This is a genomic window from Sphingobium trunci (assembly GCF_022664535.1).
Lineage (GTDB): Bacteria > Pseudomonadota > Alphaproteobacteria > Sphingomonadales > Sphingomonadaceae > Sphingobium.
Genome location: NZ_JAKUJY010000035.1, coordinates 1 through 23,219, shown reverse-complemented (window position 1 = coordinate 23,219; position 23,219 = coordinate 1). Strand labels below are relative to the sequence as shown.

Here is a 23,219-nt window from a genome sequence, read left to right as displayed (position 1 = left end):
CCGCCAGGTTGATCCTTTTGCCATGGCCCGGCGACCTCTTTCCCCCGAAGAACAGGCGCTCTGGACTGCCCTCACCAAATCGGTGAAGCCGCTGCGGCCAGGTGTACGGGCAGCCGCGCAGCCTGCAGCATCTGTCGCGACCCCTAGGCCAACAGGGTTAACGAAACCTCCCCTTCAGACCTTGTTCGCAGCGCCGGCGCGCACGCCATCGCCCGTTCTGGATTCGGGTTGGGAACGCAGAATCCGTAGCGGAAATCTGGTCCCGGACATGAGCATCGATCTGCATGGGCACAGCCTGGCGGCGGCGCATATGCGGCTTAACCAGGCGCTGGCTGCGGCATGGTTCCGCGATGTGCGCGTGCTGCTCGTGGTCACCGGCAAGCCGCCGAAAAGCGGTTCCTCCCACGGGGAATCGCGTCGTGGCGCCATTCGGGGCGAAATAGGCCACTGGCTGGAAACCAGCAGCTATGCCGACCGTATCGCCAGCGTCAGGATCGCGCATCAGCGCCATGGGGGCGACGGTGCGCTCTACATCATTTTGCGACGCAAAAAATAGGGCTTTTTGGCCGGTTCCACTGACCTTTTCTTAACCACTGTCCTTCATATCCGGCTGCTCCAGTTCAACGCCCGACCGGCTGAAGGCAGGGAGACACATGCAAGGCGTGACATTGACGAGCCGCGCCACTGCTTTCGCCTGCGCCGCTGGGGCGCTGGTGTTCATCCTGTCGCTCGTGCTGGGTCAGGAGCAGGCGACGGATATGGACGGCATCGGCCGGTCCCTCATCATCGCAATCCTGTGCGGCACGTTGAGCTGGGCTTCCGCGCGGCGGACCGTGGCCACCACGGCCAGCGCCATCGACAAGGCGGTCGAACGGCTGCTGGCTGCCGCGCATGGCGACCTGCAATCCGTCGTACCTGCTGATATCGGGAAGGAATTGCCGGATCTTTCGGTGGCGATGGAAAGCCTGTTCAGCCAGGTCCGTACCAATCTCGACCATGTGCAGGCGCTCGCTCTGTTCGACCAGGTGACGGGCCTTGCCAATCGCACCAGCTTCTGTCGCCAGGTCGAACGGACGTTGGCCGAACGCAGAGAGGAAGGACTGGCCGCGCTGTTCTTCATCGATCTCGATGGCTTCAAGAATGTCAACGACACGCTGGGCCATGCGGCGGGCGACCAGTTGCTGGCGCGTGTGGCGGGCCGCTTGCGTGAAGTGGCGATGGCGCAGGCGAGCGCAGGCTTCGGCGACGCCCTGATCGGCCGGTTGGCGGGGGATGAGTTCACGCTGTTCGTGCCCACCCTGACCGATGTGGAAGCCGCCAGCCGGGTTGCGCGCGCGATCCAGTTCGCGCTGGGCGAACGCTTCGACCTGGGCAGCCGTCATGTCGATCTGGGCGCTTCGATCGGCATCGCCTGTTATCCGGAGCATGGCGATACCCTGCCCGCTCTGCTCCGCTCGGCTGACATAGCGATGTACCATGCCAAGCATCAGGGCCGGAACCGGGCGGAGATGTTCACGGCCGAACTGGCGCTGGAGGCGGCGGATCGGGCGGAACTGGAGCGCGATCTGCTGCTTGGCCTGCAACGCGATGAATTTCTGCTGGAGTTCCAGCCGCAGATCGAAGTCGGGAGCGGGCGGGCCGTCACCGCCGAAGCGCTGGTGCGATGGGCGCATCCGGAACGGGATCTGGTCATGCCCGGTTCCTTCGTCCCGGTGGCGGAGGAAAGCGGCGCGATCGTGGCGCTGGGCGATTGGGTAATGGGCCGGGTCTGCGAAACGGCGGCGCGCTGGGCGCAGGCGGGTGTCGGGCAACGTATCGCCATCAATATTTCTCCCCGCGAACTGGGTCAGGCGGATTTCTTCATGCGGCTGCGCCATGCCATGGACGCGCATCGGGCGCCGGCCGCCATGCTGGAGCTGGAAATCAGCGAATCGCTGGCGATGGAGATGAAGACCCGGACGCGCGATCAGCTTCGTGCCTTGCAGCGGGACGGGGTTCGGGTCGCCATCGATGATTTCGGGACAGGCTATTCCAACCTGTCGCGCTTGCGCGACCTGCCGGTCGATCGGGTGAAGATCGACCGCAGCCTGGTGCGCGATATTGCCGTTTCCGCCGAGGCCCGGACGATTTGCAGTGCGGTCGTCGGGCTGATTCAGGGGCTGGGCATGGAGGTCGTGGTCGAGGGCGTGGAAACCGAAGCGCAGATGGAGATGCTGCGGGTGATCGGCTGCACGCTGTTCCAGGGCTATCATCTGGCGCGGCCAACGGGCGAGGCGGACTATCTCGCCCGCTTTGCCCTGCCGGCGGCGCTGCCGGAGCGCCGGTCGGTCTGACCCCTCAGCCCTGCAAGGCGCGCTGCGTGACCAGGCGGTAGATTTTCGCAAGATCGCGCAGATCGGCCAGTGCGACGGCTTCGTCCAGCTTGTGCATGGTTGCGTTGTTCAGGCCGAATTCCACCACCGGGCACAGCCGCGAAAGGAAGCGCGCGTCCGAAGTGCCGCCGGTCGTGGACAGCTCCGCCTCCACCCCTGTGACCTCCCGGATCGCGCCAGCGACCAGATCCGACAGCATGCCCGGCTCTGTCAGGAAGGGTTCGCCGCTGATCCGGGCTTCCACCGTGCCGCCTTCCCTGGCCGCAAGGGCGGTGATCCGCTCGACCAGTTCGGCGCCGCCATGTTCGTTGTTGAAGCGGATCGAGATGCGGGCCTGGGCGGAGGCGGGGATGACGTTGGTGGTGGGATTGCCGACGTCCAGATCGGTGATTTCGATATTGCTCGCCTGGAACCACTCATTGCCCTCGTCCAGCACGATGGCATCGATGGCGGAGAGGATGCGGACGAGGCGCGGGATCGGATTGTCGGCCAGATGCGGATAGGCGACATGGCCCTGGGTACCGGCCACATTGATCCACATGTTGACCGAACCGCGCCGGCCGATCTTGATGACGTCGCCCAGCCGCCGGGAAGAGGTCGGCTCACCCACCAGACAGAGGTCGGGACGCAGGCCGTGAGCGGCCATCCGGTCCATCAGGGCGAGGGTGCCATAGACCGCCGCGCCTTCCTCATCGCCGGTGATGATGAGGCTGATCGTGCCGGGCAGGTCGTCGGGCAGATCGTGGAGCGCGGCGACATAGGCGGCGATGGCGCCCTTCATATCGACCGCGCCCCGGCCGAAAAGCAGGTCGCCCCGCGTCTGCGGCGTGAAGGGATCGCTGGTCCAGCCATTGCCGGGCGGCACCACGTCCAGGTGCCCGGCAAAGGCGAAATGCGGGCCGGGGCCGGTCGTCCGCCATGCCAGCAGATTTTCGACCGGGCCGTCGGGCGCCTCGCCGGTCACGAAGCGGTCGACGGTGAAGCCAAGCGGCTTCAGCATCGCTTCCAGGACCGCGAAAACCTCCCCCGTCGCGGGTGTGATGGACGGGGCGGCGATCAGCCTTTCGGCCAGGCGGATCGGGTCGGCATCGGTGCTGGTCATGGTCATGGCGGTGCCCTAAAACATTTTCCAGTGGCTTGCAAAAGAGCGCAGGGAGCAGTCTTTGAGCATGGATCGGCGGGGGTTGATGGCCGCGTTGGGCGCGGCGATGGTGGTTCCGAAAGCGCTGGCTGCGGCTCCGGCCGGACCTGATGCCCGGATCGTGAAGCCGCCCCGGCTGAGGCCCGGCGACACGGTCGGGCTGGTGGAGCCGGCGGGTTTTACCGATGACGCCTTCGACCTCGATCTGGTCAAGGAGACGGTCGCCGCCATGGGGTTGAAGCCCAAGCCCGCGAAGCATCTGGTGGAGCGCTATGGCTATCTGGCGGGAACCGACGCGGACCGGGCGGCGGACGTCAATGCGATGTTCGCCGATCCGGAGGTGCGGGCGGTGTTCGCGACCCGGGGCGGCTGGGGTTGTGCGCGCATCCTGCCCTATCTCGACTTTGCGAAGATCCGGGCCCATCCCAAGCTGCTGGTCGGCTTTTCCGACATCACCGCGCTGCATCTGGCCTTTGCCGCGCGGGCGGGGTTCGTCACTATCCACGGCCCCAATGCGGCGAGCAGTTGGCCCCGCTTTTCCTGGGACGCCTTTCGCGCGGTGGCTTTCGATGGGGCGACGCCGACGCTCGCCAATCCGGAGGGGCATGAGGACCGGCTGGTGCAGCGGAGCGGGCGCATCCGCACCTTTCGGGGCGGAAAGGCGAGCGGACGGCTGCTGGGCGGGAACCTGACCGTCCTGTCGACGCTGATGGGCACGCCCTGGGTACCGGACTTCGAGGGCGCGATCCTGTTCATCGAGGATGTCAGCGAGCAGCCCTACCGGATCGACCGGATGCTGACGCAGCTTTCGCTGGCCGGGGTGCTGGGGAAGGTCGCCGGCGTGGTGTTCGGCCAATGCACCGATTGCGGGCCGAGCGGGGCTTCCTATGGCGGCTTTACGCTGTCGGAGGTGTTGCAGCAGCATCTGGGAACGCTGAAAGTGCCGTCCTTCCAGGGCGCGCTGTTCGGTCATATCGCCAGCCAGTTCAGCCTGCCGGTCGGGTGCCGGGCGGAGATCGACGCCGATGCAGGGACGATCCGTCTGCTGGAAGCCGCCGTCCAATAGGATCTGGGTGACATAGGTGACACTATGGAGACTATGTAAAAGCGCGGTTTTCCGAGGGATTTTCGATTTCAAAGAGCCGGGGGCGGTTTAGCGTGAGTGGGGGTGTGTAGGACAGGAAAAAATGCCGGAATGGCTTGAGCTGGTGGCAAACGGATGGTCTGCAATTTCGCGAAAGCCGCCGTTCCTATTTGCACGTTTAAAGGCGCTCGATGGTAATATACGATAACGCTCGGAGCAGATGCCGGACGAACAAGGCCGCAATTCCGATGGCCGTGACGATCCAGAGCAGTGACAAACATCCGCTTAAAGTCAGTCCCGCGCGCGCAAACATCACAATCGGCAGGAAGATTGCCGATTGGTAGAAATGCTCAAGAGGCCTTGGGAGGCCACAGTGGCTAAAGCCCAGAGCGAACGGCCCGTCCGGAGCAACCGTCAGATCGTCCGGACAAGCAGCTGAAATTAGGAAGCCCACCAATGGGGCTCCAATCGGACTGATGAGAATAACGAGATACAGGGCTGCCCGGCTAAAATGCTGGCGGAACGTCAGACTTCGATCACCCATTCAACGATGCTGAATCATCGACCTGTTCCAGGCAAGCCAAAATGGTCCGTGAACGGCAAAAATGGTCGATTTTGCCAGTCAGCTTTCTTCCAGCGGATTTCCTCTCTCTCGCCAGGCGGCCATGCCGCCGTCGAGCGCGGTGGCGCGGTTGAAGCCCAGTTCGTGCAGCGTCGCCGCCGCCAGCGTGGAGATCTTGCCCAGTTCGCAGACCGTCAGAACCTCCACGCTGGGGTCGGGGAGGACTTCGTTGACGCGCAGTTCGAGCTGGCCGCGCGGCAAATGGATGGCGCCCGGCACATGGCCGGCGGCGAAGGCGTCCTTTTCGCGCACGTCGAGGATCACGAAATCATTGGTCCGCAGGTCAAGGCGGCGGAGCAGTTCGTCCATCGCCATGAAGGGCACCCTGGCGCCCGCTTCGGCCAGCAACTGGCGCACGGTCTTGCCGCCCGACATGTTGGTGCGCAGCGCTTCGGTCAGGTGGCTGGGGGCGGAAAGGTTGAGGCTGTTCATCAGCGTGACGAAATCGCCCTGGCCGGTCCTGGCGAGGCGGGGATTGCCGGAGCGCTCGGCGCCGATGGTGGACGCCTCGCGGCCCTTATAGTTGTGCGCGGGGAAGACCAGCGTGTCGTCGGGCAGTTCGAGCAGCTTGTGGAACAGACTGTCATGGAGCTGCGCCGGATCGCCGCCGGGCAGGTCGCTGCGTCCCGTGCCGCCGATCAGCAACGTGTCCCCCGTGAACACGCGATCCTCGATATGGAGGCACATGGAATCGCGGGTGTGGCCGGGCGTGTGGAGGATGCGCATCCGCATGTCGCCCAAGGGGAGCGAATGGCCGTCCTCCACATGCATGTCGACATAGGGGGCGGGGGCATGGCGGTGCATGACGATCGGCGCGTGCAACGCCTCCCGCAGCGCTCGCGCGCCGGAGAAATGATCGGCATGGGTATGGGTGTCGATGATGTAGCGGACGCGCAGCCCCTGCCTGGCCACCTCGCCCAGATAGCGGTCGACCAGGTCCAGCGCCGGGTCGATGATGGCCGCGGCGGCGCAGGCCTCGTTGGCGATGATGTAGGATTTGCATCCTTCGCCATCCTGGAAGGCCGCGAAGAACATCGGCCGCTAATCCTGGGGCTGGGGGACGACGCGCAGATAGGGAGTGACGCTGGTCCACCCTTCGGGGAAGCGCTCCTTCGCCTCCTCGTCCGACACGGCGGGAACGATGATGACATCCTCGCCCCATTTCCAGTTCACCGGCGTCGCGACCTTGTGCCTGGCGGTGAGCTGGCAACTGTCGAGCAGGCGCAGCACCTCGTCGAAATTGCGGCCGCTGCTCATGGGATAGCTCAACATCGCCTTGATAAGCTTGTCGGGGCCGATCAGATAGACGGTGCGCACGGTCTGATTGTCGGCGGCGGTGCGGCCTTCGCTGCTGTCCCCGGCGCTGGCGGGGAGCATTTCATAGGCCTGCGCGACCTTGAGATCGCTGTCGCCGATGATGGGATAGGTGACTTCGCCGCCGGTCGCGGCCTTGATGTCGCCCAGCCAGCGGTCATGATGGCCGACCGGGTCGACCGACAGGCCGATCACCTTGCAGTTGCGGCTGGCAAATTCCGGCGCCAGACGGGCGAGATAGCCCAGTTCCGTCGTGCAGACGGGGGTGAAGTCCTTCGGGTGCGAAAAGAGGATGCCCCAGCCGTCACCCAGCCATTCGTGAAAGCGGATGGGCCCTTGCGTGGTCTGTGCGGTGAAGTCGGGGGCCTTGCTGCCGATCGAGAGCGTCATGATCCTCTCCCATTCAAGACTCGGGCCCGCAGCGCGGGCGCCCCGAAATTAGCATGGCGCGGGCGTGGAGGATATTATTCCTTCTCATCCTCCGGACGGACATAGGCGCCCTGGCCGTCGGGCGGGATCAGGGCCTTGTCCCTGACAGTGAGGGCGAGTGTCTGGAAACCCGGTTCGGGGACGTCCTTCGTCCTTTCGGCGGTCAGGGTGACGGTGCCGTCCTTTTCGGCCCATTTGCCTTCCGCGAACAGGTCGAGCGCGCCATAGACCAGATACCATTGGAAGCGGCCATCCGCGCGGAGCAGCAGTTCGGAGCCGGTCTCCATGACGCCGCGCAGATAATAATGGCCCGTGCGATCGGGCGCCCGCGCGAGGGCAGGGGTGGCGAGAAAGGCCGCCAGGGGAAGAAGGGCGAGGGGCGCACGCATCGGCCCGCAGCATAGCGCAGGACGGCGTGGCGGAACAGGATTACCAGGCGCGCGGCGGGTGGCCGACCCTTTGCGACACGGCGCGTTCGATGTCGTTGAGCTCCGCCTGGCTCAGGACGCCCGCGATGAGCAGCTTGCGCATCAGTTCATCGACCAGCGCGGCGAGGAAATGCAGTTCCGCCCGCTCGGACACAGTGTCGTTGCCGTCGATATCCATGGTTGATCCTCCCTTTACCTCTACTTTTACGGCGGAATTGGACGAGGCCTAGGGGGTTGTGGTCGGTATGTCCCTGATAAGAGGCGTTTCGGCGGCTCAACCGGTGCCGAACGGCAGCAATGCCTCATAGACCGGCAGCGGCGGCTTGCCCGCTATCGTCTGGCCGTGGCGCAGCAGGAAGGCATGGCGCACGATCTCCGCCTGCTGTTCCAGCCCATAGCGGCGGAAGGGCCGGCCCGGCACGATCCGGTAGCGATAGCGGCAGAAGGGGTGGCGCATCAGCGGCAGATAGAAGCGGCCGCCGCGCTGGGCCTGCCAGACATGGGTCATCTCATGGATGAAATGTCCCTGGAGATGCAGCGGCCCCGCGCAGAAATCCGCGCAGAAGGCGTCACTGTCCGGGTGGAACCAGATGTCGCCGTCGGGCGCCATGGTGACGTTTTTCGGATGAAAGGGCCACCATTTGCCCCGATGCAGCCGCACCCGCCCATAGTCGACGGCCGATCCGAAGACCGATCGGGCGAGGGCGGTTTCCGCCTGGGTCAGCGGACGGCTGGTCAATGGTCCTTATGCTCGTCGGCCTTGGGAGCGGGGGCGTCCGCGCCGGGCTTCTGGATGATGGCGTCGACCAGCAGCCGGTCGCCATTGGCCAGCAAGAAGGTCAGCGTCATCTTGCCCCGGCTGATCGCCGTGTCGTTGACGCCCCAGAGCATCAGATGCTTGCCGCCCGGCGCGAAGGCGACGGTCGATTTGGCGGGGATGTCGACGCTGTCGAGCGGCTTCATCGTCATCATGGCCCCCTTGCCGCTGCCCTCGCTCATGCTCTCATGCATCTCGACCTTGAGCGCATAGTCGGTCAGGACGCCGCGCAGCCTGGTGGCCGCGTCGCCGCCATGCGCCACGAAATAACCGGCGGAGGGCGTATCCTTGTTGGGGCTGAGGCGTATCCAGGCCTGGTCGATATAGGTGGGCGCGGGGTCGCCGCAGGCGCCGAGCGCCAGCGGGGTGGCAAGGGCGATCAGGGGTAGAAATGCGCGCATGGCCAGGGGCTTCCTCATATGTCCCGTTTATGGTCGTTTCTTCAGGCTAATCGCCGCCGCTTCTTGTGCCAAGCGAAAGCACGCCTATATCCCTTGCGCAAACGGCCTTGCCTTGGCGCTTTCGTGAGGTATGGGGCCGTCAACCGCTGAATATGATTTGGGGTTCAAAGAGGACACAATGGCAAAAGTAATCGGTATCGACCTGGGCACCACCAACAGCTGCGTCGCCGTGATGGACGGCGGCAAGCCCAAGGTCATCGAAAATGCGGAAGGCGCGCGCACCACGCCCTCGATCGTGGCCTTCACCAAGGATGGCGAGCGCCTGATCGGCCAGCCCGCCAAGCGTCAGGCCGTGACCAATCCGGACAATACGATCTTCGCGGTGAAGCGCCTGATCGGCCGCCGCTTCGACGATCCGATGACCAAGAAGGACATGGAGCTGGTGCCCTACAGCATCGCCAAGGGTCCCAATGGCGACGCATGGGTCAATGCCGGTGGCAAGGACTACAGCCCCTCGCAGATTTCCGCCTTCATCCTGCAGAAGATGAAGGAAACCGCCGAGTCCTATCTGGGCGAGACGGTCACGCAGGCGGTCATCACCGTTCCGGCTTACTTCAACGACGCCCAGCGTCAGGCGACCAAGGACGCCGGCCAGATCGCCGGCCTTGAAGTGCTGCGCATCATCAACGAGCCGACCGCGGCTGCGCTCGCCTATGGCCTCGAAAAGCAGGACGGCAAGACCATCGCGGTCTACGACCTTGGCGGCGGCACCTTCGACATCTCGATCCTGGAGATCGGCGACGGCGTGTTCGAGGTGAAGTCCACCAATGGCGACACCTTCCTGGGCGGCGAGGATTTCGACGCCAAGCTGGTCGAGTTCCTGGCCTCGGGCTTCCAGAAGGAAGAGGGCATCGACCTCACCAAGGACAAGCTGGCGCTCCAGCGCCTGAAGGAAGCGGCGGAAAAGGCGAAGATCGAACTGTCCTCGGCGCAGTCGACCGAAGTCAACCTGCCCTTCATCACCGCTGACCAGAATGGTCCCAAGCATCTGGTCAAGACCATCACCCGCGCCGATCTGGAGCGGCTGGTGGCCGACCTCATCAAGCGGACGATGGAGCCGTGCAAGAAGGCGCTGGCCGACGCCGGGGTTTCCGCGAGCGAGATCAGCGAAGTGGTGCTGGTCGGCGGTATGACCCGCATGCCCAAGGTGCGCGAGGCGGTGAAGGAGTTTTTCGGCAAGGAACCGCATACCGGCGTGAACCCGGACGAGGTCGTCGCCATGGGCGCCGCCATCCAGGCGGGCGTGCTGCAGGGCGACGTCAAGGACGTGCTGCTGCTCGACGTGACGCCGCTGTCGCTGGGCATCGAGACGCTGGGCGGCGTGTTCACCCGCATGATCGACCGCAACACCACCATCCCCGCCAAGAAGAGCCAGGTCTATTCGACCGCCGACGACAATCAGCAGGCGGTGACGATCCGCGTGTTCCAGGGCGAGCGTGAAATGGCGGCGGACAACAAGCTGCTCGGGCAGTTCGATCTGGTCGGCATCCCGCCCGCGCCGCGCGGCGTGCCGCAGATCGAGGTGACGTTCGACATCGACGCCAACGGTCTGGTCAACGTCCATGCCAAGGACAAGGGCACCGGCAAGGAGCAGCAGATCCGCATCCAGGCTTCGGGCGGCCTGTCCGACGCCGACATCGACCAGATGGTCAAGGATGCCGAGCGTTTCGCCGAAGAGGACAAGAAGAAGCGCGAATCGGCCGAGGCGAAGAACAATGCCGAGAGCCTGATCCACACCACCGAGCAGCAGCTTTCCGAGCATGGCGACAAGGTGGACGCTTCGCTCAAGTCGGAGATCGAGACCGCGATCGCCGCCACCAAGTCGGCGGTCGAGGGCGGCGATGCCGAGGCGATGAAGGCGAAGGCGCAGGAACTGGCGACGGTCGCCATGAAGCTGGGCCAGGCCATCTATGAGAAGGAGCAGGCCGCTGCGGCGGCTCCGGGTGCGGATGCTCCCAAGGCAGACGATGATGTCGTCGATGCCGAATTCTCGGAAGTGGACGACAACAAGGCGTGAAGCTGATGTGCTTGCCCCGTCATGGCTTTCATGGGTCTGACGGGGCAGGGACGCCGGGGGCGAGATGAGCACCGAAATCGACTATTATGAATTGCTCGAGGTCGAGCGCACGGCCGATGCCGCCACGATCAAGAGCGCCTATCGCAAGCTGGCGATGAAATATCACCCGGACAAGACCGGGGGCTGCACCGACAGCGAGGCCAAGTTCAAGGCCGTTTCCGAAGCCTATGAATGCCTGAAGGACCCGCAGAAGCGCGCGGCCTATGACCGGTTCGGCCATGCGGCGTTCCAGAATGGCGGGGCTGGCGGCGGCTTTGGCGGTCGCGGCGCGGGCGGCTTTTCCGACCTGGGCGATATTTTCGAGACGATTTTCGGCCAATCCGGTTTCGGCGGCGGTGGCGGGCGCCAGGCCCAGCGGCGCGGGGCGGACCTGCGCTACGACATGGAAATCACGCTGGACGAGGCCTATCACGGCAAGCAGACCGAGATCCAGATCGAGGTTTCGGCCGCCTGCGAAAGCTGCGACGGATCGGGCGCGCAGCCGGGTACCGGGGTCAAGAGCTGCGGCACCTGTCATGGCCATGGCCAGGTGCGGGCGCAGCAGGGTTTCTTCGTGGTCGAGCGCACTTGCCCCGCCTGCCATGGCGCGGGCCAGGTGATCGAAAGCCCCTGCCGTTCCTGCCGGGGCGAGGGGCGGGTGGACAGGCCCAAGACGCTGTCCGTCAACATTCCCGCCGGTGTCGACGAAGGCACGCGCATCCGCCTGTCGGGCGAGGGCGAGGCGGGGGCGCGGGGTGCGCCAGCGGGCGACCTCTATATCTTCCTGCATGTGAAGCGGCATGCGATCTTCGAGCGGGACGGGACGACGCTGTTCGCCCGCGCGCCGGTCAGCATCACCACGGCGGCGCTGGGCGGCGTGATCGAGGTGCCGGGGCTGGACGGCAAGCGCCATGAAATCAAGATTCCGAGCGGCATCCAGTCGGGCAAGCAGATCCGCCAGCGTGGCGCGGGCATGCCGGTGCTGAACGGGCGCGGGCAGGGCGATCTGGTGATCCAGGTCGATGTCGAGACGCCGACCCGGCTGACGGCGAAGCAGCGCGAGCTGCTGGAGGCCTTCCGCGCGACCGAGACCGGCGAGGAATGTCCGCAATCGTCGGGCTTCTTCAGCAAGCTCAAGGAATTGTGGGGGGATTGATCCCCCTCCTTTCGCGCCGCGCCCAGGCATAGAAGGGAAAGCCGCCCGCCATCAGCAGGAAGCTGGAACCGCTCGCCATCCAGCCTGCGCCCCATAAGGTCCAGACCGCATAGCCAAGCCCGATCAGCGCGGCAGGTGCGGCCAGCCGCATGCGCATCGCCGCCAGGGCGCAGCCGACATAGAGCCAGAGCGAGGCGGAGGTCGCGAGCAATGCCATCGTCGTGAACAGCGACACCAGTTCATGCAGGCTGTTCGCGGCGAGCAGCAGCGTTCCCAATATGCCCGACAGGACCAGCGCGCGCACCGGCGTGCCATGCCGGTCCGTGCCCGCGAACCAGCGCGGCAGCTCGCCGCTGCGCGCCATGGCGAGCGGAACCTCTCCCTTCAGCAAGGTCCAGCCGTTGAGCGCGCCGAGGCAACTGATCGCGGCGAACAGGGCGACGAAACGCGCCGGGCCGGGCGACCAGTAATGGCTGACGAAGGCGCCGAAGGGCGATCCTGTCCGGCTTTCGGCAAGTGGCAGGGTCAGCGCGATGCCCGAACAGACCAGCAGGTAGAGAAGGCCCGTGACCCCCGTGCCGATCAGCGTGGCGCGGGGAATGGTCTGGGCCGGATCGCGCACCTTGTCGGCCGCCGCGCTGGCGGATTCGAAGCCGAGCAATGCCCAGAGCGTCAGCGCGGCCGACGCGGTGATGCCCGCGCTGGTGAAGCCCTGCGCCGGGAAGGGGGCGATTTCGGCGCGGCCATTGGCGAGCATGATCGCGAGCAGCACCATGACGAGGACGATCGGCACCAGCTTGATGGCGGTGGTCGCCAGTTGCGCCACGCCCGCCGCGCGCGCGCCCGCGGCATTGATGGCGATGGTCAGCCACAGGAAGGCGAGCGAGGTCAGCGCGCCGATGCCGGGCCGGGCGAGCACCGGCAGGATGCTGCTGAGATTGGCGGTGGCGGCGACCGCGATGGTGACGTTGGTGATGACGATCGCGAGCCAATAGACCCAGCCGATCGCGAAGCCCGCCAGCGGCCCGTAGCCCTGCGCGATCATCTGGGAGATATTGGCGCCGGGCATGGCCTGGCTCAGGCGGGCGATGACGAAGGCCAGCACCATCGATCCGCCGATGGTGAAGACCCAGCCCGCCACCGCATCCCAGCCATAGGGCGCGAGGCTGGCGGGCAGCAGGAACACGCCCGATCCGATCATATTGCCCATGACCAGCGCGATGCAGGCGGGAAGGCCCAGCAGCCGGCCGGCGGGCGGCGTCGCGGTCATGCTCTGGCGGGTCGGTGCGGCATGCCCTCTTCATGATCCCATGGCGCGGAGGGCGCAATGGGCGTGGTGGGGTGCCGACGCGGCGCTGGCCCGCCCCCCTCCCGCTTGCGGGAGGGGGGAGAGGCTTTGTCCGCCGGTCAGGCGGCCAGGAACATGTCCGGATCGAGCGCCATCAGGCTTTCCGCGCCGCCCTCGATCTTGCGGCGGAGCGCGCCCGCGTCGGGCATGATGCGTTCCGCGAAGAAGCGGGCGGTGACCAGCTTGGCTTCGAGGAACTTGGCATCGCCTTCGCCCGCCGCCAGCAGCGCCGACGCGGCCTTCGCCATGCGCAGCCACATCAGGCCGGTCGCGACGATGCCCAATATGTGCATGTAATGGACCGCCCCGGCGCCCGCATTGTCCGGATTCTTCATCGCGTTCTGCATCAGCCACATGGTCGCCGCACCGAGCTGTTCGCTTGCCTTTTCCAGCGCCTGGGCGAAGCTCGCCAGCTTTTCATCGCCCTTGGCTTCGGCCACTTCGGTGGCGATGATCTTGAGGAAGGCCTGGAGCGCGCGGCCGCCGTTCATGGGCAGCTTGCGGCCGACCAGGTCCATCGCCTGCACGCCGTTCGTGCCTTCGTAGATCTGGGTGATGCGGACGTCGCGCACATATTGTTCGACGCCATTTTCGTTGATGTAGCCATGGCCGCCGAACACCTGCTGCGCCATGACGGTCACGTCGAAGCCCTTGTCGGTGGTATAGCCCTTGAGCACCGGGGTCAGCAGCTGGAGCAGGTCGTCGGCCGCCTGCCGGTCTTCCTCGGTCGCGCCGCGATGGGCGAGGTCGACCTGCAACGCGCCCCAGAGCATCAGCGCGCGAAGCCCCTCGGTCAGCGCCTTCGCCTCCATCAGCATGCGGCGCACGTCGGGGTGGACGAACAGCGTGTCGGCTTTTTCCTGCGGTTCCTTGGGGCCGGTGAGGGCGCGGCCCTGACGCCGGTCATGGGCATAGGCGGCGGCGTTCTGATAGGCGATCTCCGCCTGGGCGAGGCCCTGGAGCCCGACGCCCAGCCGCGCCGCGTTCATCATGATGAACATGGCGGCGAGGCCCTTATTCTCCTCGCCCACCAGCCAGCCGGTCGCGCCGTCATAGTTCATGACGCAGGTGGCGTTGCCGTGAATGCCCATCTTATGTTCGAGCGAGCCGCAGGAGAGGGCGTTGCGCTCGCCCAGCGACCCGTCGGCGTTGACCAGGAACTTGGGCACGACGAACAGCGAGATGCCCTTGCTGCTGTCCGGTGCGCCCGGGGTCTTGGCCAGGACGAGGTGGATGATGTTTTCCGCCAGATCATGTTCGCCCGAGGAGATGAAGATCTTGGTCCCGGTGATCGCATAGCTGCCGTCGGCATTGGGCACGGCCCTGGTCTTGATAAGGCCGAGGTCGGTGCCGCAATGCGGTTCCGTCAGGTTCATCGTGCCGGTCCATTTGCCCGACACCATATTGGGGACATAGGTCCGCTTCTGATCGTCGCTGCCCTTGGCCAGCAACGCCTCGACCGCGCCCTGCGTCAGGCCGTGATACATTTCGAAGCTGTGGTTGGCGGAGAGCACATATTCGTTGATCGCCGTCGCGATGATGCGGGGCATACCCTGGCCGCCAAATTCGACCGGCGCGCTGAGCGTGGTCCAGCCGCCCTCGACATAGGCGTCGAACGCCTGCTTGAAGCCGGTGGGCGTGGTCACGCTGCCGTCCGGGTGACGGGTGCAGCCTTCCCTGTCGCCCACGGCGTTCAGCGGGAAGAGGATTTCGGCGGCCATCTTGCCGCCTTCGGTCAGGATCGCCTCCACCAGATCCGGCGTCGCATTCTCGAAGCCGGGCAGGTTGGTGTAGCGCTCCAGCCCCACGACATGGTCGAGCACGAAACGGGTGTCACGGACGGGGGCAGTGTAATGGGGCATGATCTTCTCCGAAAGCTTTGTTCTGAAGGGAAAATTAGCGGCCGAGCGCGGTCACGAATTGCGACAGCTCGGCGATGGCGGCGTCGATATCGTCCTTCTGACGGGTCAGCAGGTCGATGCGCGCCTTGCACTTGGCGACGGTGACGCGGCGCTGTTCCTCATGGCCTTCGTCCGCGTCGTAAAGGTCGATCATCTCGCGAATGTCGGCCAGACTGAAGCCGACCCGCTTGCCGCGCAGGATCCAGGCCAGGCGGGCGCGGTCGCGGCGCGAATAGATGCGGGCCAGGCCCTGCCGCTCCGGCGCGATCAGCCCCTCATCCTCGTAGAAGCGCAGGGCGCGGGCGGTGACGCCGAATTCTTCCGACAGGTCGGTGATAGTGTAGCTCTGCCGGTCGCTATGATCGGGCAGTTCGATTCCGGCGATGCTGGTGCGCTTGTCCATGGCGGCTGATGTAGCGGCGCTTTACGTTTACGTCAAGGAGAGTGAGAAGGAAGTTGGTCCCTTTGTCCTAGTGACAGCATCGGCCGTTGCCGTTAGGGCAGGGCGCCATGGTGGGGGCGATCAGACAATCGGAAGCCGCGCGAGGCCTGTTGGCCGCGCTTGCTTTGCTTGTGCTGGCGATCCAGTTGGTCGCGCCATCGGGCTTCATGCCGGTGCGGACGGAGCGGGGCGTGGTGGTCACGCTCTGCACCGGACAGGGCGCCGTCAACGTCGTGGTCGATCGCGGCCAGTTCGACGGGCACAAGTTGCCTGGCAGGCATGATTCGCCCGATCACGGCATGCCGGGGCAGCAGCATTGCGCCTTCGCCGCTTCGGTGCAGCCGGTGGTGCCGCCGCTGGTGCTGGCCGATCTGCCGCTGCCTGCCTGGCAGCTGGCCTTCGGGCCGATCGCCTTCGCGCTCAAGACCGGGCTGGTCGCGCGGCTGGCCGCGCCGCCGCCGCCTTCTTCGGGGCCGCCCGCTTCCTTCTGAAAATCCGCTGGTTTCTGGCTTTTTTCAGCAAGGTGTTCCTTATCATGTCCGTTCTTTCCGTTTCGCGCGGCGTTTCGCTGTGCGCGCTTGCCTGTTCCTTTTCCGCTCCCGCCCTGGCCGATGAGGCCGCCGAGCAAACAGCTATCATCGTCACCGCCAGCCCGGTGGTGGAGGAAGCCGCCGCGAAGGTCGCCCGCACGCCGGGGGGCGTCGATGTGGTGCCGGCCGGGGATTTCGAGGACAGGCTGGCCGTGTCGCTGCGCGATGCGCTGAGTTTCTCGCCAGGCGTCTATACCCAGCCGCGCTTCGGGCAGGAGGTGCGGATTTCCATTCGCGGGTCGGGGCTGTCGCGCGGCTATCATATGCGCGGGCTGACGCTGTTGCAGGACGGCATCCCGATCAACATGGCCGACGACAATGGCGATTTTCAGGAGCTGGACCCGCAGGTTTTCCAGCATCTGGAGGTCTATCGCGGCGGCAATGCGCTGCGGCTGGGCGGATCGACGCTGGGCGGGGCGATCAATGCGGTGACGCCTACCGGGCGGAGCGCTCCCGGTGCGGAGCTGCGGGTCGATGGCGGGGCGTTCGATACGCTGCGCGCCAAGGCGGCCTATGGCTATGGCGATGCGCGGGGCGATGCCTGGGCGGCGGTGACGGCCGATCGTTCGGACGGCGACCGCGACCATGGGCAAAGGCGGGCGCTGCGCTTCAACGGCAATATCGGGCTGAAGCTGAACGAACGGGTGGAAACGCGCTTCTATGCCAGCGCGCAGACCATCCGGCAGAAGCTGTCGGGGGCGCTGAACGAGAGCGACGCTCTCAACAATCCGGCCAAGGGCAATTTCAGCGGCGATCAGGCGCGCAACATCGATTCGATCCGCCTGCAGAACCGCACCACGGTCCAGCTTGAGGGCGGGGAACTGGCGTTCGGGGTCTATTATAGTGCCAAGGCGCTGGATCATCCGATCTATCAGGTCGTGGATCAGAAGACGGAGGATCGGGGCGTCTTCGCCAGCCTGGACTGGGCGGGCGATCTGGGCGGGCTGCCGGTGGAACTGACGCTGGGCACGCAGGCGCGCTTCGGGCGCGGCGATTTCCGGCAGTTCGTCAATCTGAACGGCAAGCCGGGCGCGCCGACCTCTTACCAGAAGGCGCGGGCGCAGACGATCAACAGCTATGGCGAGGCGCGGGTCGCGCCGGTCGCGGGGCTTTGGCTGATCGCAGGGGGAATCCATACCCATGGCGAGCGGCGGCTCGACAACCGTTTCGCCCCGGCGCGGAGTGGCGACGTGACGTTCGACGCCTTCGCGCCGAAATTCGGGCTGCTGTTCGAACCGGCGCGGACGATGCAATTTTACGCCAGCTACAGCCGGTCGGTGGAACTGCCGGGCTTCATCGAACTGGGGCAGGCGCCCGCGGGCGGTGCGCCCGGCTTCACGCCGCTTGTGCCCCAAAGGGCATGGACGGCGGAGATCGGGACGCGCGGCACGCTGGGCTTCGCGCATTGGGATGTCAGCCTCTATCGCGCCGACCTGAAGGGCGAATTGCTGCAATATAATGTGGTGGCGGGGCTGTATCCGGCGGCGACCTTCAACGCGGGCCGGACGCGGCATCAGGGGGTCGAGGCGGGGCTGGACCTGCTGCTGGCCCCCTGGGCGAACCTGCGGCAGGTCTATCAATATAGCGATTTCCGCTTTCGCGGCGATGCGCAGTTCGGGGACAATCGCCTGCCGGTGGTACCGCGCCATTTCTATCGCGCGGAACTGAAGCTGGGGACGGAGAAGCTCAGTATCTCGCCCGCCGTCGAATGGCTGCCGCAGGGGGCCTGGGCGGACTATGCGAACACGAAGCGGGTCGGGGATTATGCCACGCTCAACCTGGGCGCGCAGGTGGAGATGCGGCCGGGCGTGACGCTGTTCCTCGATGCGCGCAACCTGACGGGTGAGCGGGCGATCGGCGATATCGGCGCGGTGGTCGATTATTCCCGGCTCGCGCCTGCGTCCCAGGCGATCTTCTACCCGATCGAGCGGCGGGCCGTTTATGGAGGCGTCCGTGCGCGTTTCTGATGGCGCCTGATGGCGGGGCGAACGGCCTGAGGGCGTGACGGGGCTGGAGCCGGCTCTGTTTCAGGGCGCCTTTGTTTGCCGCATTTTAGCTGCGCTCAACGATGTTTCCGAGTCGTCCGGTGTTACCCGATGTGAAAATGTTCTAGGGGCAGGCGGATGTTGCGCCTTTCCGGATTGAAGCTGCCCCTCGACCATCCTGCCGAGGCGATGCCCGTCGCCATTTGCGAGCGGCTGGGCCTCGCGCCGCAGCAATTGCTGAGCCATGCCGTGGTCCGCCGGGGCAATGATGCGCGGCGCAAGAATGCGATCCAGCTTGTCTATACCGTCGACGTCGAACTGACCGACGAGGCGGGCGTGCTGGAGCGCTTCGCCAAGGACCATGATGTCCGCCCGCGCCCGGACACGGACTACAGGTTCGTGACCAGGGCGGCGCAGGACTGGTCGGGCAAGCGGCCGGTGGTGATCGGCGCGGGGCCGTGCGGGCTGTTCGCCGGGCTGATCCTGGCGCAGATGGGCTTCCGCCCGATCATCCTCGACCGTGGCAAGGTCGTGCGGGAACGGACCAAGGATACCTGGGGCCTGTGGCGCCGTTCGGAACTCAACCCCGACAGCAATGTGCAGTTCGGCGAGGGCGGGGCGGGGACCTTTTCCGACGGCAAGCTTTATTGCCGGGTCAAGGACCCCCGCTTTCTGGGTCGCAAGGTGCTGGAGGAATTCGTCGCGGCGGGCGCGCCCGGCGATATCCTGACCGAAGCGCATCCGCATATCGGCACCTTCCGCCTCGTTTCCATGGTGGAATCGATGCGCCGGCAGATCGAGGGGCTGGGCGGCGAATATCGCTGGCAGCACCGTGTCGATGAACTGGAACTGGAGCGGCGGGCCGACGGCATGCACAGGCTGCGCGGGCTGCATCTGGCGGATGGCGGCTTCATCGAAACGGACCATGTCGTGCTGGCCGTGGGCCACAGCGCCCGCCCGACCTTCGAGATGCTCCACCGGCGCGGCGTGCATATCGAGGCCAAGCCCTTTTCCATCGGCGTGCGGATCGAGCACCCGCAAAGCTGGGTCGACCGGGCGCGGTATGGCAACTGCGCGGGCCATCCGGTGCTGGGCGCGGCCTCCTACAGCCTGGCCCATCATTGCGCCAATCAGCGCACCGTCTACAGCTTCTGCATGTGTCCCGGCGGGCGCGTCGTCGCGGCGACGTCGGAAGAGGGACGGGTCGTCACCAACGGCATGAGCCAATATTCGCGCGCCGAGTTCAACGCCAATTCGGGCCTGGTCGTGGGCATCGACCCGGAGCGGGACTATCCGGATGGGCCGCTGGCGGGGATCGCGTTGCAGCGCCATTGGGAGTCGATGGCGTTCGTCGCGGGTGGCGGCAATTATCATGCGCCGGGGCAGAAGGTCGGGGATTTCCTCGCCGGGCGGGCGTCCACGGAGTTGGGCGAGGTCATCCCTTCCTACAAGCCGGGCGTCACCATGACCGACCTGTCGCGCTGCCTGCCCGCATTCGTGCTGGAGGCGTTCCGCGAGGCGATCCCGGTCTTCGGACGGCAGATCGCCCATTACGACCATCCCGATGTCGTGATGACCGGCGTCGAAACCCGGACCTCCTCCCCGATCCGCATCACGCGGGGCAAGGATTTTCAAAGCCTGAATGTCGCGGGCCTTTATCCGGCAGGCGAAGGTGCGGGCTATGCGGGTGGAATTCTTTCCGCTGCCATCGACGGGATCAAGGTGGCCGAAGCGATCGGCCTCAGCATCGCGGCGGGATAATCGAAAAGGCCCGGCTTTTCCGGCCGGCCGGGCGATGAGTCGCTTCGCCAGCGACCAGCGCTCCGGGACAGCAAAAGCCATCTAAAAGGACGGTTTGCCCGAAGCTGCTGCCAGTTAGTCCAAGCATCATGTCGAAAGCCTGTTTTTGGCCCCGGTTTGAAATAATTCTTATGTCGATGAGATTGTTAAGCTATATTCATTACTCAATATCCGCATTTTATATTATATAGCTTTGCACCGTTTTCGACCGGCAAGACGCCGCCGCAGCGGCTTCCAATGATAATCGATATGTTGGCAGAGGAGGCTCCCATGCATGCCAAGCCCTTGGTGCTTTGCTTGTCCCTGCTCGTTTCGACAGGGGTTCATGCCAAACAGCCCGGCGATCAGCTGACCGTCGTTGCGTCACCCGAAAGTCAGGTCAGCTATGAAAGATGGTCGGACAAGGCAGCCAACCGGCTGACTCGTTCCATCCAGCGGTCCGCCAATCTGGCGAGCGACCATGCGGCGACCGGCTATGCCCGCGTGCTGTTCCGCCTGAACGATCAGGGCAAGCCGGACGCGGTCGCGCTCGCCGAACCCTCATCCTCGCGCGCGATCGACCGGATTTCGCTGCGCGCCGTGAAGGCCATGGGGGCATTGACTCCGCTGCCCCAGCAAATCTCCCCCCATTCCCGGTTTGAAGCCTGGGTCGTCGTGGCCAATGATGCCTGGGACAGGGACGATATGATGAGCCGGTTGCGTACCGTCCATCACGCGCAGGCCATGGCGCAGGCGGCCGGAGACAGGCCTGTTCTGATTGCGTCGCGCTGAACGCCGCTTTCCCCCCTTGGCGGTGCAGGCGCGCTCGCGGAGTCTGGAAGAGCGGTCATGGTGAAGGGTGCCGCGCAACCCTTTCCTTCGCTCTTCCAGCTTCGCCCGGACGGTCAATAATCATAGACCGCCGTGTAGGGTAGCTGGAAGTAGTTGAGGCCGCTGCCGATGGCACGGCCCAGCCGCGAGCGGCTGTTCCTGAAGAAGAGCTCCTTGATGTTGAGGCCGACGCCGAAGAAGATGTCGCGCCTGGGTATGATACCGGCGGCGCGATCGGCATTGGTGAAATCCTTGCCGCGATAGCCGGTCTGCAGTTCGACGAACCGCAGGGGACTGGCGCGCAATTGCCTGAACCCCGCCAGTTCGAGTGACAGCAGGAAGCGCTGCTGCTCATAATGGCGCTTGCCTTTGAAGGTATAGACGTCCGAATTGGGCATCATCAGCAAACGGAAATCCAGCTTTTCCTCCAGGCCCGGTACGGTGTGGCGCAACACCGAAAAGAGCGCGCCGCTGCTGTTGAAAATGACGTCCTGCACCGAAAATCCGCTATCTTCCTTATGCGCGTCCCATATTTCGCCATAGAGCATCAGGCCCGTGGAAAGCAGGGCCGCGGGCGCTGCGGCACGTGCCCGGTCGCCGCTCTTGCGCGCAATCCGGGCGCCCAGAAATTCCGTCAGCAGATAGGTGTTGAAGGCATGGGTCAGCTTGTCGATGCCCAGATTATGGGTGTTCTTGCCAAACCAGCCCTCGTCCTTGAAATGGAAATGAGTGGTCTTGCGGGTCCAATAGGCCTGTGTCGCAGTGATATAGGCGAAGAGACCGATGCTTTCCCATTTGGCTGCACCGATGCGGCCGCCGAGCGATCGATAGCGTGCGTCCTGTCCCGGTTCTTGCGGGAGTGGGATGCCGATTTCGCTCGGCCCCTGGATGGGAGCGGTCTCCTCCTGCCGGGATGCAGCGATCGTGCCGAGGTCGAAAGGCGATTCCATCAGTGCGATGGGGCGGGGATCAGGGAGCGTCAGGGACGGATCGATCACCTCCTGGTCGTACACCTGGGCTGCTGCGGGGATGAGACTGATCCCGGCAGACAGGATCGCGGACAGGAAAAAAGCCCATGCCAGATGCATCGATCGCTCCTCCCAATAAATCATGCGCCGTTGACCCCGCTTCCGCATGATATTGATTTATCCACCGAATTTAGTTCAGCTTACGCAACCTGGTAATTTGAGCAAAAGGATGATGGCTATCCATTCCGAATGTTTGTCCAAGAATAATATGCGGCCTGTTGTCGCGACGCGGGGCGAATATCGCTTTGTTATAGTCCGCGAAGCCGTGAATTGATGTAGGGGGACCACTCAGAGGCTATTCATTTTGGTGAATGCAATATCGTTCATGCCGAACGTCTCTCGGCAATAGTGGTTCCACCTGCCAGCCCCGACCGCCCGCAGCATCGGGATTGTATCGCCACTGCCCTTATTTGGGACATGCCGGAATAAAATCGCCATAGCGGGCGTTCTTTTTGTGCCATCGGCAAAATCAATATGTAAGGTGGCGTTGCTGTGCTGACGTCATGAAGGCGTAAGGGAGGAGGGAGAGTTTATCATGGAAGCTGCCCTTGTCATTGCGATGCGGCCCGAATGATCGGCACCTTGCTCTGGGCATCGGCCCTGACGGTCCTGGACGGCGGCACCTTGCGGGTGAATGGGGAGCATATTCGCCTGCTGGGCATCGAGGCGCCGGATATCAAAGCGGCTTGCCGCAAGCGCGGAACTTGCGTGCCCGTCGATCCACGGCAGAGCAAGGAGAGCCTCAAACATGCGTTGCGCGATCCGATCACCATCGTGCCGGTGGCGCGGGACACCTCGGGGCGGACGGTGGCCATCATCTATGCTGGCGGACTTAACATGTCCTGCGAGCAACTGCGCAAGGGTATGGCGATTTACAGGCCTGCCTGGGACAGCGGCCGCCGTCTGGCAAAAGAGTGCCGTTTTGCAAGGCGATGATCGCGAGCGTGATTTCGATCCTGGCGATTGCGCGGAGTTGCTACCCCGCCGTGCAGGGTTCTGAAATGTGATGGGCGAAGGGCCGCTTGAACGGTCTGTCGAGACAGGCAGTTGTCTCGGTACAGGCGCCTATGGTAAACAGAACGCCTCCCGTCATGCTGACCGCGAGGGGAATCACATGGCAAAGCGCGCATTCCTGGCAGCCTTGGCAACAGTTCTTTCGATTGGGATATCTCACGGAACTGCAGCACAGGATGCAGCCGAAACGGCAGCTATTCTGGGCGGTTCGGGGGCTGCGCATTCTGGCGCGAACTCATTGGGAGCGGCGATCTCCCGGAGCTTCGACAGTGCGGGTAATGCCCTCAGGGGGCCAAGCGCCAGGGCCGTGGTTCACAGGCCGGTTTATCGGGCAGCAAGGCCCCGTGCCGCTCATGCCGTGTCCGATATGAGAGAATCCGGTGATCCGTTCGAGGGGGTGAATGCGCCCGTCTACAGGCTG

The 23,219-nt window shown here is 64.8% G+C and carries 22 protein-coding genes; 10 read left to right on the top strand and 12 right to left on the bottom strand.

Annotated features, from left to right (window positions below; all coding sequences use genetic code 11):
• Positions 1-22 precede the first annotated feature (22 nt).
• Positions 23-556: a Smr/MutS family protein gene (locus MJ601_RS20115; RefSeq protein ID WP_242129990.1), complete on the top strand. Its 534-nt coding sequence runs from the start codon at positions 23-25 to the stop codon at positions 554-556.
• A 97-nt stretch (positions 557-653) separates the two neighbouring features.
• The gene (locus tag MJ601_RS20110) at positions 654-2,333 is read left to right on the top strand and encodes a putative bifunctional diguanylate cyclase/phosphodiesterase (RefSeq protein ID WP_242129988.1); all 1,680 of its coding nucleotides are present in this window, start codon (positions 654-656) and stop codon (positions 2,331-2,333) included.
• 4 nt (positions 2,334-2,337) lie between these two features.
• Here MJ601_RS20110 and dapE read toward each other — a convergent pair whose 3' ends face one another.
• On the bottom strand, positions 2,338-3,480 hold the full coding sequence (gene dapE / locus MJ601_RS20105; protein ID WP_242129986.1) for a succinyl-diaminopimelate desuccinylase: 1,143 nt from the start codon (positions 3,478-3,480) through the stop codon (positions 2,338-2,340).
• Positions 3,481-3,541: 61 nt separating this feature from the next.
• Between dapE and MJ601_RS20100 the strand changes: the two genes are divergently transcribed.
• A complete protein-coding gene (locus MJ601_RS20100; RefSeq protein ID WP_242130038.1) occupies positions 3,542-4,579 on the top strand; it encodes a S66 peptidase family protein in 1,038 nt (345 codons plus the stop codon).
• Between the two features lie 196 nt (positions 4,580-4,775).
• On the opposite strand, the gene MJ601_RS20095 is transcribed toward MJ601_RS20100, so the two are convergent.
• From MJ601_RS20095 to MJ601_RS20065, 7 genes are all read right to left on the bottom strand, one after another.
• Positions 4,776-5,141, bottom strand: coding sequence for a hypothetical protein (locus MJ601_RS20095; protein ID WP_242129977.1), 366 nt, complete (start codon positions 5,139-5,141; stop codon positions 4,776-4,778).
• Between the two features lie 78 nt (positions 5,142-5,219).
• Positions 5,220-6,254 carry an MBL fold metallo-hydrolase gene (locus MJ601_RS20090; protein ID WP_242129975.1) on the bottom strand — a complete coding sequence of 345 codons (1,035 nt, stop codon included), beginning with the start codon at positions 6,252-6,254 and terminating at the stop codon, positions 5,220-5,222.
• A 6-nt stretch (positions 6,255-6,260) separates the two neighbouring features.
• On the bottom strand, positions 6,261-6,923 hold the full coding sequence (locus tag MJ601_RS20085; protein WP_242129966.1) for a peroxiredoxin: 663 nt from the start codon (positions 6,921-6,923) through the stop codon (positions 6,261-6,263).
• A gap of 74 nt (positions 6,924-6,997) precedes the next feature.
• Positions 6,998-7,351 (bottom strand): hypothetical protein, encoded by a 354-nt coding sequence (locus tag MJ601_RS20080; protein ID WP_242129964.1) that lies wholly within the window; start codon positions 7,349-7,351, stop codon positions 6,998-7,000.
• 40 nt (positions 7,352-7,391) lie between these two features.
• Positions 7,392-7,568 (bottom strand): hypothetical protein, encoded by a 177-nt coding sequence (locus tag MJ601_RS20075; RefSeq protein WP_242129962.1) that lies wholly within the window; start codon positions 7,566-7,568, stop codon positions 7,392-7,394.
• A 96-nt stretch (positions 7,569-7,664) separates the two neighbouring features.
• The gene (locus MJ601_RS20070) at positions 7,665-8,129 is read right to left on the bottom strand and encodes a vgr related protein (RefSeq protein WP_242129955.1); all 465 of its coding nucleotides are present in this window, start codon (positions 8,127-8,129) and stop codon (positions 7,665-7,667) included.
• Positions 8,126-8,608, bottom strand: a complete 483-nt coding sequence (locus MJ601_RS20065; RefSeq protein WP_242129953.1) for a copper chaperone PCu(A)C — start codon at positions 8,606-8,608, stop codon at positions 8,126-8,128. The genes MJ601_RS20070 and MJ601_RS20065 overlap by 4 nt, the downstream gene beginning before the upstream one ends.
• A 178-nt stretch (positions 8,609-8,786) precedes the next feature.
• Between MJ601_RS20065 and dnaK the strand changes: the two genes are divergently transcribed.
• The gene (dnaK, locus tag MJ601_RS20060; RefSeq protein WP_242129951.1) at positions 8,787-10,685 is read left to right on the top strand and encodes a molecular chaperone DnaK; all 1,899 of its coding nucleotides are present in this window, start codon (positions 8,787-8,789) and stop codon (positions 10,683-10,685) included.
• A 64-nt stretch (positions 10,686-10,749) separates the two neighbouring features.
• On the top strand, positions 10,750-11,880 hold the full coding sequence (gene dnaJ / locus MJ601_RS20055) for a molecular chaperone DnaJ (RefSeq protein ID WP_242129934.1): 1,131 nt from the start codon (positions 10,750-10,752) through the stop codon (positions 11,878-11,880).
• On the opposite strand, the gene MJ601_RS20050 is transcribed toward dnaJ, so the two are convergent.
• From MJ601_RS20050 to MJ601_RS20040, 3 genes are all read right to left on the bottom strand, one after another.
• Complete coding sequence (locus MJ601_RS20050) at positions 11,858-13,150, bottom strand: amino acid permease (RefSeq protein WP_242129932.1); 1,293 nt, start codon at positions 13,148-13,150, stop codon at positions 11,858-11,860. The two genes, dnaJ and MJ601_RS20050, sit on opposite strands and share 23 nt — an antisense overlap.
• A 137-nt stretch (positions 13,151-13,287) precedes the next feature.
• Positions 13,288-15,090 (bottom strand): acyl-CoA dehydrogenase C-terminal domain-containing protein, encoded by a 1,803-nt coding sequence (locus MJ601_RS20045; protein WP_242129930.1) that lies wholly within the window; start codon positions 15,088-15,090, stop codon positions 13,288-13,290.
• Between the two features lie 34 nt (positions 15,091-15,124).
• Positions 15,125-15,532, bottom strand: a complete 408-nt coding sequence (locus MJ601_RS20040; protein WP_242129928.1) for a MerR family transcriptional regulator — start codon at positions 15,530-15,532, stop codon at positions 15,125-15,127.
• Between the two features lie 107 nt (positions 15,533-15,639).
• Here MJ601_RS20040 and MJ601_RS20035 point away from each other — a divergent pair, with 107 nt between their 5' ends.
• From MJ601_RS20035 to MJ601_RS20020, 4 genes are all read left to right on the top strand, one after another.
• Complete coding sequence (locus MJ601_RS20035; RefSeq protein ID WP_242129926.1) at positions 15,640-16,062, top strand: DUF2946 family protein; 423 nt, start codon at positions 15,640-15,642, stop codon at positions 16,060-16,062.
• 44 nt (positions 16,063-16,106) lie between these two features.
• Positions 16,107-18,128, top strand: coding sequence for a TonB-dependent receptor family protein (locus MJ601_RS20030; protein ID WP_242129916.1), 2,022 nt, complete (start codon positions 16,107-16,109; stop codon positions 18,126-18,128).
• Between the two features lie 156 nt (positions 18,129-18,284).
• Positions 18,285-19,907: an NAD(P)/FAD-dependent oxidoreductase gene (locus MJ601_RS20025; RefSeq protein ID WP_242129915.1), complete on the top strand. Its 1,623-nt coding sequence runs from the start codon at positions 18,285-18,287 to the stop codon at positions 19,905-19,907.
• Between the two features lie 309 nt (positions 19,908-20,216).
• Positions 20,217-20,717, top strand: a complete 501-nt coding sequence (locus MJ601_RS20020; protein WP_242129913.1) for an energy transducer TonB — start codon at positions 20,217-20,219, stop codon at positions 20,715-20,717.
• A 113-nt stretch (positions 20,718-20,830) separates the two neighbouring features.
• On the opposite strand, the gene MJ601_RS20015 is transcribed toward MJ601_RS20020, so the two are convergent.
• Positions 20,831-21,844: a DUF2279 domain-containing protein gene (locus tag MJ601_RS20015; RefSeq protein WP_242129911.1), complete on the bottom strand. Its 1,014-nt coding sequence runs from the start codon at positions 21,842-21,844 to the stop codon at positions 20,831-20,833.
• A gap of 510 nt (positions 21,845-22,354) precedes the next feature.
• Between MJ601_RS20015 and MJ601_RS20010 the strand changes: the two genes are divergently transcribed.
• On the top strand, positions 22,355-22,720 hold the full coding sequence (locus MJ601_RS20010) for a thermonuclease family protein (protein WP_242129910.1): 366 nt from the start codon (positions 22,355-22,357) through the stop codon (positions 22,718-22,720).
• Positions 22,721-23,219 lie beyond the last annotated feature (499 nt).

Excerpts from the sequence above, each read along its gene's own strand:
- MJ601_RS20045 (WP_242129930.1), bottom strand. The coding sequence starts at position 15,090 with ATGCCCCATTACACTGCCCCCGTCCGTGACACCCGTTTCGTGCTCGAC.
- dnaK (WP_242129951.1), top strand. The coding sequence starts at position 8,787 with ATGGCAAAAGTAATCGGTATCGACCTGGGCACCACCAACAGCTGCGTC.
- MJ601_RS20085 (WP_242129966.1), bottom strand. The coding sequence starts at position 6,923 with ATGACGCTCTCGATCGGCAGCAAGGCCCCCGACTTCACCGCACAGACC.
- dnaJ (WP_242129934.1), top strand. The coding sequence starts at position 10,750 with ATGAGCACCGAAATCGACTATTATGAATTGCTCGAGGTCGAGCGCACG.
- MJ601_RS20020 (WP_242129913.1), top strand. The coding sequence starts at position 20,217 with ATGCATGCCAAGCCCTTGGTGCTTTGCTTGTCCCTGCTCGTTTCGACA.
- dapE (WP_242129986.1), bottom strand. The coding sequence starts at position 3,480 with ATGACCATGACCAGCACCGATGCCGACCCGATCCGCCTGGCCGAAAGG.
- MJ601_RS20100 (WP_242130038.1), top strand. The coding sequence starts at position 3,542 with ATGGATCGGCGGGGGTTGATGGCCGCGTTGGGCGCGGCGATGGTGGTT.
- MJ601_RS20035 (WP_242129926.1), top strand. The coding sequence starts at position 15,640 with ATGGTGGGGGCGATCAGACAATCGGAAGCCGCGCGAGGCCTGTTGGCC.
- MJ601_RS20095 (WP_242129977.1), bottom strand. The coding sequence starts at position 5,141 with ATGGGTGATCGAAGTCTGACGTTCCGCCAGCATTTTAGCCGGGCAGCC.
- MJ601_RS20065 (WP_242129953.1), bottom strand. The coding sequence starts at position 8,608 with ATGCGCGCATTTCTACCCCTGATCGCCCTTGCCACCCCGCTGGCGCTC.
- MJ601_RS20075 (WP_242129962.1), bottom strand. The coding sequence starts at position 7,568 with ATGGATATCGACGGCAACGACACTGTGTCCGAGCGGGCGGAACTGCAT.
- MJ601_RS20030 (WP_242129916.1), top strand. The coding sequence starts at position 16,107 with ATGTCCGTTCTTTCCGTTTCGCGCGGCGTTTCGCTGTGCGCGCTTGCC.
- MJ601_RS20015 (WP_242129911.1), bottom strand. The coding sequence starts at position 21,844 with ATGCATCTGGCATGGGCTTTTTTCCTGTCCGCGATCCTGTCTGCCGGG.
- MJ601_RS20090 (WP_242129975.1), bottom strand. The coding sequence starts at position 6,254 with ATGTTCTTCGCGGCCTTCCAGGATGGCGAAGGATGCAAATCCTACATC.
- MJ601_RS20040 (WP_242129928.1), bottom strand. The coding sequence starts at position 15,532 with ATGGACAAGCGCACCAGCATCGCCGGAATCGAACTGCCCGATCATAGC.
- MJ601_RS20025 (WP_242129915.1), top strand. The coding sequence starts at position 18,285 with ATGTTGCGCCTTTCCGGATTGAAGCTGCCCCTCGACCATCCTGCCGAG.
- MJ601_RS20110 (WP_242129988.1), top strand. The coding sequence starts at position 654 with ATGCAAGGCGTGACATTGACGAGCCGCGCCACTGCTTTCGCCTGCGCC.
- MJ601_RS20115 (WP_242129990.1), top strand. The coding sequence starts at position 23 with ATGGCCCGGCGACCTCTTTCCCCCGAAGAACAGGCGCTCTGGACTGCC.
- MJ601_RS20010 (WP_242129910.1), top strand. The coding sequence starts at position 22,355 with ATGATCGGCACCTTGCTCTGGGCATCGGCCCTGACGGTCCTGGACGGC.
- MJ601_RS20050 (WP_242129932.1), bottom strand. The coding sequence starts at position 13,150 with ATGACCGCGACGCCGCCCGCCGGCCGGCTGCTGGGCCTTCCCGCCTGC.
- MJ601_RS20080 (WP_242129964.1), bottom strand. The coding sequence starts at position 7,351 with ATGCGTGCGCCCCTCGCCCTTCTTCCCCTGGCGGCCTTTCTCGCCACC.